The 14,681-nt window shown below is 64.3% G+C and carries 11 protein-coding genes; 9 read left to right on the top strand and 2 right to left on the bottom strand.

Annotation, left to right across the window (positions count from 1 at the left end):
• The first annotated feature begins 30 nt into the window (after positions 1–30).
• The 6 genes from J3A71_RS06325 (at position 31) to J3A71_RS06300 (ending at position 5,840) form a co-directional block, all read left to right on the top strand.
• Positions 31–777 carry an amino acid ABC transporter permease gene (locus J3A71_RS06325; protein ID WP_016488794.1) on the top strand — a complete coding sequence of 249 codons (747 nt, stop codon included), beginning with the start codon at positions 31–33 and terminating at the stop codon, positions 775–777.
• The gene (locus J3A71_RS06320; protein WP_016488795.1) at positions 778–1,449 is read left to right on the top strand and encodes an ABC transporter permease subunit; all 672 of its coding nucleotides are present in this window, start codon (positions 778–780) and stop codon (positions 1,447–1,449) included.
• A complete protein-coding gene (locus tag J3A71_RS06315; RefSeq protein WP_016488796.1) occupies positions 1,446–2,180 on the top strand; it encodes an amino acid ABC transporter ATP-binding protein in 735 nt (244 codons plus the stop codon). The genes J3A71_RS06320 and J3A71_RS06315 overlap by 4 nt, the downstream gene beginning before the upstream one ends.
• Positions 2,181–2,249: 69 nt before the next feature.
• A complete protein-coding gene (locus J3A71_RS06310; RefSeq protein WP_096426694.1) occupies positions 2,250–4,154 on the top strand; it encodes an ATP-binding protein in 1,905 nt (634 codons plus the stop codon).
• The gene (locus tag J3A71_RS06305) at positions 4,151–5,479 is read left to right on the top strand and encodes a sigma-54 dependent transcriptional regulator (protein WP_016488798.1); all 1,329 of its coding nucleotides are present in this window, start codon (positions 4,151–4,153) and stop codon (positions 5,477–5,479) included. Before J3A71_RS06310 ends, J3A71_RS06305 begins: the two co-directional genes overlap by 4 nt.
• Positions 5,480–5,504: 25 nt before the next feature.
• On the top strand, positions 5,505–5,840 hold the full coding sequence (locus J3A71_RS06300) for a GlpM family protein (RefSeq protein ID WP_016488799.1): 336 nt from the start codon (positions 5,505–5,507) through the stop codon (positions 5,838–5,840).
• Positions 5,841–5,869: 29 nt separating this feature from the next.
• Here the strand turns inward: J3A71_RS06300 and J3A71_RS06295 are convergent, their stop codons facing one another.
• Positions 5,870–6,865: an alpha/beta hydrolase gene (locus J3A71_RS06295; protein ID WP_016488800.1), complete on the bottom strand. Its 996-nt coding sequence runs from the start codon at positions 6,863–6,865 to the stop codon at positions 5,870–5,872.
• A gap of 196 nt (positions 6,866–7,061) precedes the next feature.
• On the opposite strand from J3A71_RS06295, the gene metR reads away from it, so the two are divergent.
• A complete protein-coding gene (metR, locus tag J3A71_RS06290) occupies positions 7,062–7,979 on the top strand; it encodes a transcriptional regulator MetR (RefSeq protein WP_016488801.1) in 918 nt (305 codons plus the stop codon).
• Here metR and J3A71_RS06285 read toward each other — a convergent pair.
• On the bottom strand, positions 7,963–8,376 hold the full coding sequence (locus J3A71_RS06285) for an NUDIX domain-containing protein (protein ID WP_023047129.1): 414 nt from the start codon (positions 8,374–8,376) through the stop codon (positions 7,963–7,965). The two genes, metR and J3A71_RS06285, sit on opposite strands and share 17 nt — an antisense overlap.
• A 130-nt stretch (positions 8,377–8,506) precedes the next feature.
• Between J3A71_RS06285 and J3A71_RS06280 the strand changes: the two genes are divergently transcribed.
• Both J3A71_RS06280 and J3A71_RS06275 read left to right on the top strand, forming a co-directional pair.
• A complete protein-coding gene (locus J3A71_RS06280; RefSeq protein ID WP_209952713.1) occupies positions 8,507–12,787 on the top strand; it encodes a DEAD/DEAH box helicase in 4,281 nt (1,426 codons plus the stop codon).
• 244 nt (positions 12,788–13,031) lie between these two features.
• Positions 13,032–14,651 carry an FMN-binding glutamate synthase family protein gene (locus tag J3A71_RS06275; RefSeq protein WP_096426696.1) on the top strand — a complete coding sequence of 540 codons (1,620 nt, stop codon included), beginning with the start codon at positions 13,032–13,034 and terminating at the stop codon, positions 14,649–14,651.
• Positions 14,652–14,681 lie beyond the last annotated feature (30 nt).

Below are 14,681 nucleotides of genomic sequence, written 5' to 3'. Positions count from 1 at the left end.
CGTGAAACAACCGTCTGAGGGGAAATCCCGATGAATTACAACTGGGACTGGGGCGTGTTCTTCAAGTCCACCGGCGTGGGCAGCGAAACCTATCTGGACTGGTACATCACCGGCCTGGGCTGGACCATCGCCATCGCCATCACCGCCTGGATCATTGCGCTGCTGCTGGGGTCACTCCTCGGTGTCATGCGTACCGTGCCGAACCGTCTGGTATCGGGCATCGCTACCGCCTATGTGGAACTGTTCCGCAACGTGCCACTGCTGGTGCAGCTGTTCATCTGGTACTTCCTGGTGCCGGACCTGCTGCCGGAAGGCTTGCAGGAATGGTTCAAGCAGGACCTCAACCCGACTACCTCGGCGCTGATCAGCGTGGTCGTCTGCCTGGGCCTGTTCACCGCCGCCCGCGTCTGTGAACAGGTACGTACCGGTATCCAGGCGCTGCCCAAAGGCCAGGAAGCCGCCGCACGCGCCATGGGCTTCAGCCTCCCGCAGATCTACAACAATGTGCTGCTGCCGCAGGCTTACCGGATCATCATTCCGCCGCTCACCTCCGAGTTCCTCAACGTCTTCAAGAACTCCTCGGTGGCATCGCTGATCGGCCTGATGGAACTGCTGGCGCAAACCAAGCAGACCGCCGAGTTCTCCGCCAACCTGTTCGAGGCGTTCACCCTGGCCACGCTGATCTACTTCACCCTGAACATGGGCCTGATGCTGCTGATGCGCATGGTCGAGAAGAAAGTCGCCGTGCCTGGCCTGATTTCCGTGGGAGGCAAGTAAATGGACATGGATTTCAGCGAAATCATCCCGGCCCTGCCAGCCCTCTGGGAAGGTATGGTCATGACCCTGCAGCTGATGGTCATGGGCGTTGTCGGCGGTATCGCACTGGGCACCATCCTGGCGCTGATGCGCCTGTCGTCGAGCAAGCTGCTGTCACGTGTGGCAGGTGCCTACGTCAACTACTTCCGCTCGATCCCGCTGCTGCTGGTGATCACTTGGTTCTACCTGGCGGTGCCGTTCGTGCTGCGGTGGATTACCGGCGAAGACACGCCAGTGGGTGCGTTCACCTCTTGCGTGGTAGCCTTCATGATGTTCGAGGCGGCGTACTTCTGCGAGATCGTGCGTGCCGGCGTGCAGTCGATTTCCAAAGGCCAGATGGGCGCCGCGCAAGCGCTGGGCATGAACTACGCGCAGACCATGCGCCTGATCATCCTGCCCCAGGCCTTCCGCAAGATGACCCCGTTGCTGCTGCAACAGAGCATCATCCTCTTCCAGGACACCTCGCTGGTATACACCGTGGGCCTGGTGGACTTCCTCAACTCGGCACGTTCCAACGGCGATATCATCGGGCGCTCCCATGAGTTCCTGATCTTCGCCGGCGTCGTCTACTTCATCATCAGCTTCTCCGCTTCGTGGCTGGTCAAGCGCCTGCAAAAAAGGATCACCGTATGATTTCCATCAAGAACGTCAACAAGTGGTACGGCGACTTCCAGGTACTGACCGATTGCAGCACCGAGGTCAAGAAAGGTGAGGTGGTGGTAGTCTGCGGCCCGTCGGGCTCGGGCAAGTCCACCCTGATCAAGTGCGTCAACGCGCTGGAGCCGTTCCAGAAGGGCGACATCGTGGTCGACGGCACGTCGATCTCCGACCCGAAGACCAACCTGCCGAAGCTGCGTTCGCGGGTGGGCATGGTGTTCCAGCACTTCGAACTGTTCCCGCACCTGACCATCACCGAGAACCTGACCATTGCGCAGCGCAAGGTGCTGGGCCGCAGCGAGGCAGAAGCCACCCAAAAGGGCCTGGCCCTGCTCGACCGTGTAGGGCTCAGCGCCCACGCCAAGAAGCACCCCGGCCAACTCTCCGGCGGGCAGCAGCAACGCGTGGCCATCGCCCGCGCCTTGGCAATGGACCCGGTCGTCATGCTGTTCGACGAACCCACCTCGGCACTGGACCCGGAAATGGTCAGCGAGGTGCTGGACGTGATGGTGCAACTGGCCCACGAAGGCATGACCATGATGTGCGTGACCCACGAGATGGGCTTTGCCCGCAAGGTCGCCAACCGGGTCATCTTCATGGACAAGGGCAGCATCATCGAAGACTGCACCAAGGAAGAGTTCTTCGGCGATCAGAGTGCCCGCGACCAGCGCACCCAGCACTTCCTCAGCAAGATCCTGCAGCACTAATCCGGCCACTGCATCCGCTGCCACGGGACCCACCGGGCAGCGGATGCTGGTCGTGACAAGGCCACTGTGATGAAATGCGACCCCTCGCTACTGCTCCCTGCCAAGCCTGCCGTGAATTCCCGCCTGATCCGACAATTGCTGTTACCGCCACTGATCATTCTGCTGATGGTCGGCCTGGGAATGGCTGGCTACCTGATCAGCGAGAGCAACGGCATCCGCACCCTCAGCGAAAACGGCGAGCGCCAGCTGGAGCTGCACGCGCGTACGGTCGAAAGCGAAATCAGCAAATATACCTACCTGCCCAGCCTGCTCGAGCTGGAAGACAGCGTTTCACACCTGCTCACCGAGCCGGACGGCGGCTCGCGCCAAACGGTCAATGAATACCTTGAGGGGCTAAATCGGCGCAGCCGCAGCCGCGCCATCTTCGTCCTCGACACCAATGGCCGGGTACAGGCCACCAGCAACTGGCGCGACGCCGACTCGTTTCTCGGTGAAGACCTGTCGTTCCGCGCCTACTTTCAGACGGCTGTGCGCGGCGAACCCGGGCGTTTCTACGGCATCGGCAGTACCACGGGCGAAGCCGGCTATTACCTGGCCCATGGGCTTGAAGAACACGGCAAGATCATTGGCGTGGCGGTGATCAAGGTGCGTCTGGATACGCTCGAGGAGCGCTGGCAGCGTGCCCGCCTGGAGGCATTCGTCAGCGACGAGAACGGCATCATCATCCTCTCCAGTGACCCGGCCCGACGCCTGAAGTCGGTGCGCCCGCTGACCCCGCAAATCAAGGAGCGCCTGGCGCGCAGCCTGCAATACTACTGGTGGCCGCTCAACGAACTGCAGCCACTGGCCCGGGAAACCCTGGCCGATGGCGTGGAAAAGCTGACCTTTCCGGCCAACAGTGAAACCGCGCACGGCAAGCAGCACGAAGTGGCCTACCTGGCCCAGACCCGGCGCCTGGCCGATACACCCTGGCACTTCACCCTGCTGACCCCGCTGCAGGACCTGCGCCGCGAATCCATGGTGCAGGGCGTCCTGGTGGGCGTAGCCTTTGCCTTGCTGGCCATACTCGGCATCGCCTGGAACGAGCGGCGCAAGGTCATTGCCACCCGCCTGGCGGCCCGCGAAGCACTTGAGGCAGCCAACAACCAGCTGGAGCGACGCATTGCCGAACGCACGGCAGACCTGCGCGCCAGCAACGAACGCCTGAAAGGCCAGATTCGCGAGCGCAGGCATGCCGAGCAGACCCTGCGCCACGCCCAGGATGAGCTGGTGCAGGCTGGCAAGCTGGCCGCCATCGGGCAGATGTCCACCAGCATTGCCCATGAACTGAACCAGCCGCTGGCCGCGCTGCGCACGTTGTCTGGCAACACCGTGCGCTTCCTCGAACGCGGGGCGCTGGAAACGGCCAGTACCAACCTGCGTACCATGAACGACCTGATCGACCGCATGGGGCGCATCACCGCCAGCCTGCGCTCGTTCGCCCGGCGCAGTGACGACAGCGGCCAGGCCTCACTGGCCAAGGCGGTAGAGGCCGCCTTGCAGGTGTTGGCCAACCGCATCAGCGCCTGCCATTTGCAGTTGCATCACCAGTTCGAGGACCAGCAACTGGCCATCGACCAGACCCGCCTGGAGCAGATTCTGGTCAACCTGATCGGCAACGCCCTCGATGCCATGGCCGCACAACCGTTGCCCGAGCTGTGGCTGGAAGGCGAGCTGCAGGGTGACAAGTACCGCTTGCAGGTGCGCGACAATGGCCACGGCATCGACGCTGAGGCGCGCAAGCACCTGTTCGAACCTTTCTTCACCACCAAACCGGGCGAACATGGCCTGGGCCTGGGTCTGACCCTGTCGGCGAGCCTTGCCGCCGCCGCCAAAGGCAGCCTCAATGTCGAGCACCCCGCCACTGGCGGCACGGCCTTCGTCCTGGCCCTGCCCCTGGTCACCCCTCCTAGCGAACCGGCAGAGCAACCATGAACCAAGCGCCACTTACCGTCCTGATCGTTGAAGACGACCCGCATGTGCTGCTCGGCTGCCAGCAGGCACTGGCCCTGGAGGACATCGCCTGCGAGGGCGTGGGCAGCGCCGAGCAAGCGCTGGAACGCATCGGCGACGATTTCGCCGGCATCGTCGTCAGCGATATCCGCCTGCCGGGCATCGATGGCCTGGAACTGCTCAACCGCCTGAAGGCCCGCGACCGCAGCCTGCCGGTGGTGTTGATTACCGGTCACGGTGACATCGACATGGCGGTCGGTGCCATGCGCAATGGCGCCTACGACTTCATGGAAAAACCGTTCTCCCCCGAACGCCTGGTCGACGTGGTGCGCCGCGCCCTCGAACATCGCGGGCTGTCACGCGAGGTGGTGGCCCTGCGCCGTCAACTGGCCGAGCAGAGCAGCCTGGAGGGGCGCATCATTGGTCGTTCGCCGGCCATGGAACACTTGCGCGAACTGATCGCCAACGTCGCCGATACCTCGGCCAACGTGCTGATCGAAGGCGAGACCGGTACCGGCAAGGAGCTGGTCGCCCGTTGCCTGCACGATTTCAGCCGGCGCCAGGGCCAGCCCTTTGTAGCGCTGAACTGTGGCGGCCTGCCGGAAAACCTGTTCGAGAGCGAGATTTTTGGCCACGAGGCCAACGCCTTCACTGGCGCCGGCAAACGCCGTATCGGCAAGATCGAACACGCCAACGGAGGCACGCTGTTCCTCGATGAAGTGGAAAGCATGCCGATCAACCTGCAGATCAAGCTGCTGCGCGTACTGCAGGAACGCACGCTGGAGCGGCTGGGCTCGAACCAGAGCATCCCGGTGGACTGCCGGGTGATTGCAGCGACCAAGGCCGACCTCGATAGCATGGGCCAGAGCGGCCAGTTCCGCAGCGACCTGTACTACCGGCTGAACGTGGTAACCCTGGAGCTGCCTCCCCTGCGCGAGCGCCGTGAAGACATCACGCAGTTGTTCGAACACTTCCTCCAGCAGTCAGCCCTGCGCTTCGACCGTGAAGCACCGATGCTGGACAGCCAGATCCTGTCACGCCTGATGGCCCACGACTGGCCGGGCAACGTGCGCGAGTTGCGCAACGTGGCCGAACGCTATGCCCTGGGCCTGCCGGCGTTCAAAAAGGGCCCCAGCGGCGGCGCCAGCCAGGGCCTGGGCTTTGCCGAGGCAGTGGAAGCGTTCGAGCGCAACCTGCTCAGCGATGCACTGCAACGCACGGGCGGCAACCTGAGCCAGGCCAGCCAGGAGCTGGGCATGGCCAAGACCACGCTGTTCGACAAAGTGAAAAAGTACGGCCTCGGCTGACCTCAACCCAAACTGGAAAGAAAACGTGGACCTGGTATTCAAAGCTGCGCTCGGTGCTGGGGTGGTGCTGCTGCTGGCGGTGCTGTCGAAAACGCGCAACTACTACATCGCAGGGCTGGTGCCGCTGTTTCCCACCTTTGCCCTGATTGCCCACTACATCGTTGGCAAGGGGCGCAGCATTGCCGACTTGAAGGCCACCATCCTGTTCGGCATGTGGTCGATCATTCCCTATTTCGTGTACCTGGCAACCCTGTATGTGCTGGTCGACCGCCTGCGCCTGGAGACGTCGATGGCCCTGGCCACGGTAGCGTGGCTGATGGCCGCGACCGTGCTGGTGACCTTGTGGGTGCGGATGCACTGATCAAAATGCGCGCTGGCTGCTTCGCGGAGTCAGAGCCCGGCGATGTGCGTGACCTCTTGCCTGTGCGCCTGCAAATAAGGCAATACCGCCCCCAGCAGCGGCGCCTTGAACGGCTCCTGAAAGCGGTGCGCCAACCCAGGTATCAGGCGCAACTGGCTGCCCTGGATATGCGCCGCCAGGTGCACGCCGTGCATCACCGGCAACAACGGGTCGGCCGTGCCATGCACCACCAGCGTCGGCACACGAAGCTGGTTCAAAAGCTCGACGCGGCTGGGCTCGGCCAGTATCGCCATGATCTGGCGCTTGGCCCCGTCCGGGTTGAACGCCCGGTCATAGGCGACCGCCGCCTGGCGCAGCAATACCGCGCGGTCGTCCCGCACCTCGGGGCTGCCTAAAGCCGCCAGCAGGTCGGCCTGCTGCTCGATGGCCACTTCGCGGTTCGGCGCGCTACGCCGGGCCAGCAGTTGCACCAGCGCCGGGGCCGGCGCAGGCAGCCCCGCTGCCCCTGAACTGGACATGACCAATGTCAGGCTGCGCACGCGCTCGGGGGCCATGGCTGCCAGATGCTGGGCGATCATGCCGCCCATGCTCACGCCCAAGACATGAAACTGGCGTACACCCAATGCGTCCATCAGGCGCAAGCCGTCATCGGCCATATCCGTCAGCGTATAGGGCGCCGCCACCGGCAGGCCCAGCTTGTAACGCAACAGCTCGACCGTCAGGTTGGCCGACGGTGGCACCTGGTTCCAGCGTGACAGGCCGACATCGCGGTTGTCATAGCGGATCACCCGAAAGCCTTGGCGGCACAGGGCCTCGACCACATCGTCCGGCCAATGAATCAGCTGCCCGCCCAGGCCCATCACCAGCAGCAAGGCCGGGTCACGCTGCGCCCCGACGCTCTGGTACACCAGGCTGACGGCGCCCAGCTCGGCACGCTGCACCGGCACATGGGCGTCACAATGCTGTTCGGCGAAACTCGCCGGTACGCTGAACATGAAGAAAAGAAAAAGCCAAAAAGCCCGCATGAACGAAACACCAGAATGCAGATCCCCAGTAGAGCGCGAGTCTGATGAATTCTGTTCGAGCGCGCTGCCACAGTTCGGTGACAGTTTCATGACTCCCGCCAGGCGGTGCATCCAAATGCCCAGTCGACAGCCGCGCCAACATGAGGGAAACTCAACTCACCCCCTGTTTCTTTAAATTTCAACCCCGGAGTCAGCAGTGCTGGAGATCCGCCACCTGAAAACCCTTCATGCCCTGCGCGAAGCCGACAGCCTGGTGGAGGCCGCCGAGCGCCTGCACCTGACCCAGTCGGCGCTATCGCACCAGTTCAAGGAACTGGAAGAACGCCTGGGCCTGCCCCTGTTCGTGCGCAAGACCAAGCCGATCCGCTTCACCAGTGCCGGGCTTCGCCTGCTGCAACTGGCCGATGCCACCCTGCCGCTGCTGCGCGGCGCCGAGCGCGACATCGCGCGCCTGGCCGGCGGCACTGCCGGGCGCCTGCACATGGCCATCGAATGCCATAGCTGCTTCCAGTGGCTGATGCCAACCATCGACCAGTTCCGCGACGCCTGGCCGGAGGTGGAGCTGGACCTGGCCTCCGGCTTTGCCTTCGCCCCATTGCCGGCCCTGGCCCGCGGCGACCTGGACCTGGTGGTGACCTCCGACCCGGTGGACCTGGCAGGCATCACGTATGTGCCACTGTTCACCTATGAGGCAATGCTGGCGGTGGCCAACCAGCACCCGCTGGCCAGCAAGCCTTACATGGTGCCGCAAGATCTGCTCGACCAGACGCTGATCACCTACCCGGTGGAGCGCGACCGCCTGGACATCTTCACCCGCTTCCTGGAGCCGGCCGACATCGAGCCGGCCGCCGTACGCACCTCGGAGCTGACGGTAATGATGATGCAGCTGGTAGCCAGCGGCCGCGGGGTATGCGGCATGCCGCACTGGGCACTGCACGAGTACAGCTCGCGCGGCTATGTGAAGGGCAAACGCCTGGGTGAGAAAGGCCTGTTCGCCACCCTTTATGCGGCCGTGCGCACCGACATGCTCGATGCGCCTTACATGCGCGACTTTTTGCTGACCGCCAAAGACACCTCGTTCGCCACCCTCGATGGGGTCAGCGCGGTGCGTTGAGCGCCTGGCGGTACAGCGGCAGGATCAGGTCGCGGGTCAGCGGCGCCAGTGGCATGACGGGCGCCTGGTCAGCGGCCAGCCAGACAACCTCTTCGATCTCCGCCGCCGGGACCACGGCTGCGGCGCTGTCGACACGAAATAGCTCGGCCTGCACTTCGAAGCCTGGCTCGTTGGCGGCTGGGGCACTGAACTGGCCCAGATGCACGGCCTGGGCCGGGTCGATGTGCAAGCCCAGCTCCTCGTTCAACTCGCGCACCAGTGCCTGCACCGGCGTTTCACCGGCATCGATCTTGCCGCCTGGCTGCATGAAAGCCCCGGTGCCGCGCTTGCGCACCAGCAGGGTTCGGCCCTGAGGGTCGATCAGCAGGGCGGCGGCGATGCGGATTATGTTCGGCATGGATCAGCTCACTCAAGAAATCAAAGAAGGTATCGCCTGCGCTGGCCGGCGATAGGGCCAGCGCAGGCAACATAGCATCCGCGACGAACGGCCCCTTGCCAACCCGCCGCGTACACTCCATAACCAACACATGAACCTGCCCGCCAAACACCACCCGGTGCTCGCGCTGTTCCACCCTGCCGTGCGCACCTGGTTCCGTCGCCATTTCGCCACGGTCACTGAAGCCCAGGCACAGGCCTGGCCGCTGATCCATGCGGGCCAGTCGATGTTACTGGCCGCGCCGACCGGTTCGGGCAAAACCCTCAGTGCTTTCCTGGCGGTGCTCGACGAGCTGTTCCGTGAAGGCCTGGAGCACCAAGGTGAGCTGCCCGCGCAAACCCAGGTGATCTACGTTTCACCGCTGAAGGCCCTGTCGAATGATATTCGCCTGAACCTCCAGGCCCCGCTCGAAGGCATCAGCCTGGCCCTCACAGACCAGGGCCTGAACGCCCCACACATCACCACAGCCGTGCGCACGGGCGACACGCCACAAAAGGAACGTGCTGCCATGCGCAAGCTGGCCCCGCACATTCTGGTGACAACCCCCGAATCGCTGTACGTGTTGATGGGCTCGGCTTCGGGCCGTGAAGGCCTGGCCAACGTGCACACGGTAATCGTCGACGAAATTCACGCATTGGCCGGCAACAAGCGTGGCGCCCACCTGGCGCTGACCCTCGAACGCCTGCAAGCCTTGTGCAAACGGCCACTGCGGCGTATCGGCCTGTCCGCCACGCAACGCCCGGTCGAGCGGGTGGCACAGTTTCTGGTCGGTAGCGGGCGCCCCTGCGCCATCGTCGATGTAGGCCATGCGCGCGAACGCGATCTGGCCATCGAAGTGCCGCCGGTGCCACTTGGCGCGGTAATGGCCAACGATGTCTGGGGCCTGGTCTACGACCGCTTGGCCACCCTCGCCCGCGAACACCGCACCACGCTCGTATTCGTCAACACCCGGCGCCTTGCCGAGCGCATCACCCGTCACCTCAGCGACCGGCTGGGCAAGGAGGCGGTCGCCGCGCACCATGGCAGCCTGTCCAAGGAGCTGCGCCTGGGTGCAGAGCAGCGGCTCAAGCGCGGCCATTTGCAGGTGCTGGTCGCCACCGCTTCGCTGGAGCTGGGCATTGATATCGGCGATATCGACCTGGTGTGCCAGATCGCCTCGCCAGGTTCGATTGCCGCCTTCCTGCAACGGGTTGGCCGCGCCGGCCACCAAGTGGACGGCGTGCCCAAGGGGCGCCTGTTCGCCACCTCACGCGATGACCTGATCGAATGCGTGGCCCTGCTGGACTGCGTGCGCCAAGGCGAACTGGACGAGCTGCACATACCCCGGGCACCGCTGGACGTGCTGGCCCAGCAGATCGTGGCCGAAGCCAGTAACAAGGACTGGCACGAACAAGCCCTGTTCGACTGCTTGCGCCAGGCCACGCCCTACACCGAGCTCGACCAGCGCCACTACCAGGCGCTGCTCAGCATGCTCGGCGAGGGCTACAACGGCCGCCAGGGTATCCGCAGCGCCTATTTGCACCGCGATGCGGTCAGCGGCACCTTGCGCGGCCGTCGCGGCAGCCAACTGACGGCGTTGACCAGCGGCGGCACCATCCCTGACAACGCCGACTACACCGTACTGCTGGAACCACAGGCGCTGAACATTGGCAGCGTCAATGAAGACTTTGCCGTGGAGAGCATTGCCGGCGATATCTTCCAGCTGGGCAACGCCTCCTATCGCATTCTGCGCGTCGAGGCGGGCCGCGTACGGGTGGAAGATGCCCATGGCCTGCCGCCGACCATTCCGTTCTGGCTGGGTGAAGCGCCCGGGCGCAGCAACGAGCTGTCTGCCGCCGTGGCGCGGCTGCAGGCACGGGTCGACCAGCAACTGGCCCAGGCTGACGGCGACATGGTCGAGGTACTGGCATGGTTGCAGGCTACCTTCGAACTGGACGAAGACAGCGCCAGCCAGTTGCTCGACTACCTGGCCCGCACCCGCGAGGTGCTTGGCGCCCTGCCCTCGCAGGACACGCTGGTGATGGAGCGCTTTTTCGATGAGTCCGGCGGGACCCAGCTGATCATCCATTCGCCCTACGGCAGCCGCATCAACCGCGCGTGGGGCCTGGCCCTGCGCAAACGCTTCTGCCGCACCTTCAATTTCGAGCTGCAGGCTGCCGCCAGCGAAGATGCCATCGTGCTGTCGCTGTCGACCAGCCACAGTTTCGCGCTGGACGAGGTGTGGCATTACCTCAATAGCCGCAGTGCCGAGCAGATCCTCGTCCAGGCGGTGCTGGATGCGCCGCTGTTTGGCGTACGCTGGCGCTGGAACGCCGGCGTTGCAATGGCCCTCCCGCGCTTCGTGGGCGGGCGCAAGGTCGCGCCACAGATCCAGCGCATGAAGAGCGAAGACTTGGTGGCCGCCGTGTTCCCAGACCAGATCGCCTGCCTGGAAAACATTGCCGGCGAGCGGCAGATACCCGATCACCCGCTGGTCGAACAAACCCTGGACGACTGCCTGCATGAGGCGATGGATAGCGAAGGTTGGCTGGCCCTGTTGCGACGCATGGAAAGCGGGGCGGTACGTCTGTTGTGCCGCGACCTGCCCGCGCCTTCGCCACTGGCCTCTGCCATTCTCAATGCCAGGCCGTACGCTTTTCTGGACGATGCCCCGCTGGAAGAACGGCGCACCCAGGCAGTACTCAACCGACGCTGGAGCGAAGTGCACAGTGGCGACGACCTGGGCGCGCTGGACGCTGATGCCATCGCCGCCGTCGCGGCAGAAGCCTGGCCACAGCCAGGCAATGCAGACGAAATGCACGAAGCGCTGATGGGCCTGGGCGCCATCAGCCAAGCTGAAGTGCAGGGCAATGCCAGCTGGGACCTGTTGCTCAGGCAACTGGCCAAAAATGGTCGGGCCTTGCGCCTGGCGGACGAAAAGCTGTGGTTGGCGCGTGAGCGACTGGGCCTGCTGCAGAGCGTGTATCCGGACGCTGTGCTGGAACCTGCCTTGCAGATGCTGCCTGGGTTCGATCAGGCCCCCGAGCCGGACCTTGCCCTGACTGAACTGTTACGTGCCCGTCTGAGTGGCCATGGCCCCAGCACCGCGCCACAGATAGCCGCACCGCTTGGCAAGCCGTTGCCAGCCGTCGAGCAGGCACTGGCCCGCCTGGAAGCTGAAGGCTATGTGCTGCGCGGGCATTTCAGCCCTGGTGCAACCGACCTGCAGTGGTGCGAACGCCATTTGCTGGCGCGCATTCATCGCTACACCGTGAAACGCCTGCGCCGGGAGATCGAACCGGTCAGCCTCCAGGACTTCATGCGCTTTCTGTTCGACTGGCAGCACTTGGCACCTGACGAGCGCTTGCGTGGTCCGCAGGCGCTGGCCGAAGTGCTGGGCCAGTTGCAGGGGTTTCCCAGCGCCGCCGGGGCGTGGGAGGCGGAACTGCTGCCTTCGCGCATCAAGGACTACAGCCCCCACTGGCTCGACGATGCCTGCCGCAGCGGCCAGTTTGCCTGGAGCCGGCTGGCGGCAACTTTGGCGAGCAGCACCCTATCAAGTACCCCACTGGTGCTGCTGCCGCGCGACCAGCTGAACACATGGCGCAGCCTGGCGCCCGCCCCAACGGTGGATGCCCTTGGCCTGCGTGCGCAACGTGTGCACGAAGCGCTTAAAACCGAGGGAGCGCTGTTCTTCGATGAACTGGCGCATGAGGCACGTCTGCTGCCCAGCGAACTGGAAACTGCGCTGCAGGAGCTGGTGGGGTCGGGCCTGGTCGGTGCGGACAGTTTCACCGGCTTACGCAGCCTGATCACCCCTGCAGCCAAGCGCAGCTCTCGTAACAGCCGCCGTGGCCACCCGCCGCTTTCCAGCAGCATGGCGCATGCCGGGCGCTGGGCACTGCTGCGCCGCAGCGCTACGCCACCGGATCAAGACCAGCGCCTGGAGTACATCGCCCGCACCCTGCTGCGCCGCTATGGCGTGATCTGCTGGCGGCTGCTGGAGCGCGAGAGTGATGTACTGCCGCCCTGGCGTGAACTGCTGCGCTGCTATCACCGGCTGGAGGCGCGTGGCGAGATCCGTGGTGGGCGCTTCATTGCCGGGCTGGCGGGTGAACAGTTCGCCTTGCCGGAGGCGGTGGGGTTGCTGCGGCAGGTGCGCCGCCGCGACCCGGACGGGACGTTGCTGGTAGTGAGTGGCAATGACCCGCTGAACCTGACCGGCTCGTTGCTGCCCGGGGCGAAAGTGCCAGCGGTGAGTGGTAACCGCTTGTTGTATCGCGACGGGGTACCGGTGGCGGTACGGGTGGCCGGGCGTTACTCGTATCTGGTCGAGGCGCCCGCACAAGAGCAGGAAATCTGGCGGCAGAAACTGCTGCGTGACAAGCACTGAGCGTTAGCGGCTGTACCGGCCCTATCGCCGGCAAGCCAGCTCCCACAAAGATGTCACTTCGCTCGAAGCTGGTGATGACCTGTAGGAGCTGGCTTGCCGGCGATAGGGCGGGTACAGCCAGTACACAACTTGGCGAGAATGATTTTCGCTACCCCGATTTTAATTTGCAGGGCCCTGCAACTTGGCTATGGTCGGGGTTTGCCCCCAGGCCCTGAGCCTGACCGCGCCATCGCAAGGACCCTGTATGAGCCTGTCACTACTCAGTCGCTATGCCTTCTTCGCAGCCTGTGTGCTGTTCACCTTGGCGAGCTTGCCCTTCACCCACCACGAATGGTTGTGGCCGTTCACCCTGACCACGGGCATCCTCAGCCTGATCGGCTTGTTCGACCTGCTGCAGCAACGCCATGCCGTACGCCGCAACTACCCGATCCTGGGCAACATCCGCTATCTGGTCGAGGCCATTCGCCCGGAAATCCGCCAGTACTTGCTGGAGTCCGACAGCGACGCCCTGCCATTCTCCCGCGCTCAGCGCTCGTTGGTGTACGCCCGGGCCAAGAACGAAGCCTCGGACAAACCGTTCGGCACCCTGATAGACGTATACGAGTCTGGTTTCGAGTTCATCGGCCACTCCATGCGCCCGGCGCCGCTGGCCGACCCGAGCAGCTTCCGCGTCAACGTCGGCGGGCCGCAGTGCAGCCAGCCGTACTCGGCCTCGATCTTCAACATTTCGGCCATGAGCTTCGGCTCGCTCAGCGCCAATGCCATCCGCGCCCTCAACCAGGGCGCCAAGCTGGGCAACTTCCACCATGACACCGGCGAAGGCAGTATCAGCCCTTATCACCGCGAGCATGGCGGCGACCTGGTCTGGGAACTGGGCAGCGGCTACTTCGGTTGCCGCACGCCGGACGGGCGTTTCGACCCCGAACGCTTCGCCGCCCAGGCGCGCAGCCCGCAGGTGCGCATGATCGAAATCAAGATGAGCCAGGGCGCCAAGCCCGGCCACGGCGGCATCCTGCCCAAACACAAGGTAACCCAAGAGATTGCCGAGACCCGAGGCGTGCTGATGGGCGAAGACTGCATCTCGCCGTCGCGCCACAGCGCTTTCTCCACGCCGATCGAGATGATGCAGTTCATTGCCCAGCTGCGTGAGCTGTCCGGCGGCAAACCAGTCGGCTTCAAGTTCTGCCTGGGCCACCCGTGGGAGTTCATGGGCATCGCCAAGGCCATGCTGGAAACCGGCATCCTGCCCGACTTCATCGTCGTCGATGGCAAGGAAGGCGGCACCGGCGCCGCACCGGTAGAGTTCACCGACCATATCGGTGTGCCGCTGCGCGAAGGCCTGCTGTTCGTGCACAACACGCTGGTTGGCCTGAACCTGCGTGACAAGATCAAGCTCGGGGCCAGCGGCAAGATCGTCAGCGCCTTCGACATCGCCAGCGTGCTGGCCATTGGTGCTGACTGGGCCAACTCGGCGCGTGGCTTCATGTTCGCCATTGGCTGCATCCAGTCGCAGAGCTGCCACACCAACAAGTGCCCCACCGGCGTGGCCACGCAAGACCCACTGCGCCAGCGCGCTCTGGTGGTGCCAGACAAGGCCCAACGGGTGCTGAACTTCCACCACAACACCTTGCGTGCCCTGGCCGAAATGCTCGCGGCGGCGGGCCTGGACCACCCGGCGCAGCTGGAAGCCAAGCACCTGGTGCGGCGCGTCTCGGCCACCGAGATCAAGCTGTTCTCGCAGATGCATGTGTTCTTGAAACCGGGCGAGTTGCTGACCGGCGAGGTGAACGGGCAGTTCTATTCACGCATGTGGCAACTGGCCCGGGCCGACAGCTTTGAGCCACACAGCGAAGTGGCTGCCTGATAGAGCCCTGGGGCTGCTACGCAGCCAGAT

Origin of the sequence: Pseudomonas sp. PvP089 (assembly GCF_017875165.1) — a bacterium.
Classification (GTDB): domain Bacteria; phylum Pseudomonadota; class Gammaproteobacteria; order Pseudomonadales; family Pseudomonadaceae; genus Aquipseudomonas; species Aquipseudomonas fortuita.
This window is presented reverse-complemented; position numbering and strand designations above follow the sequence as displayed.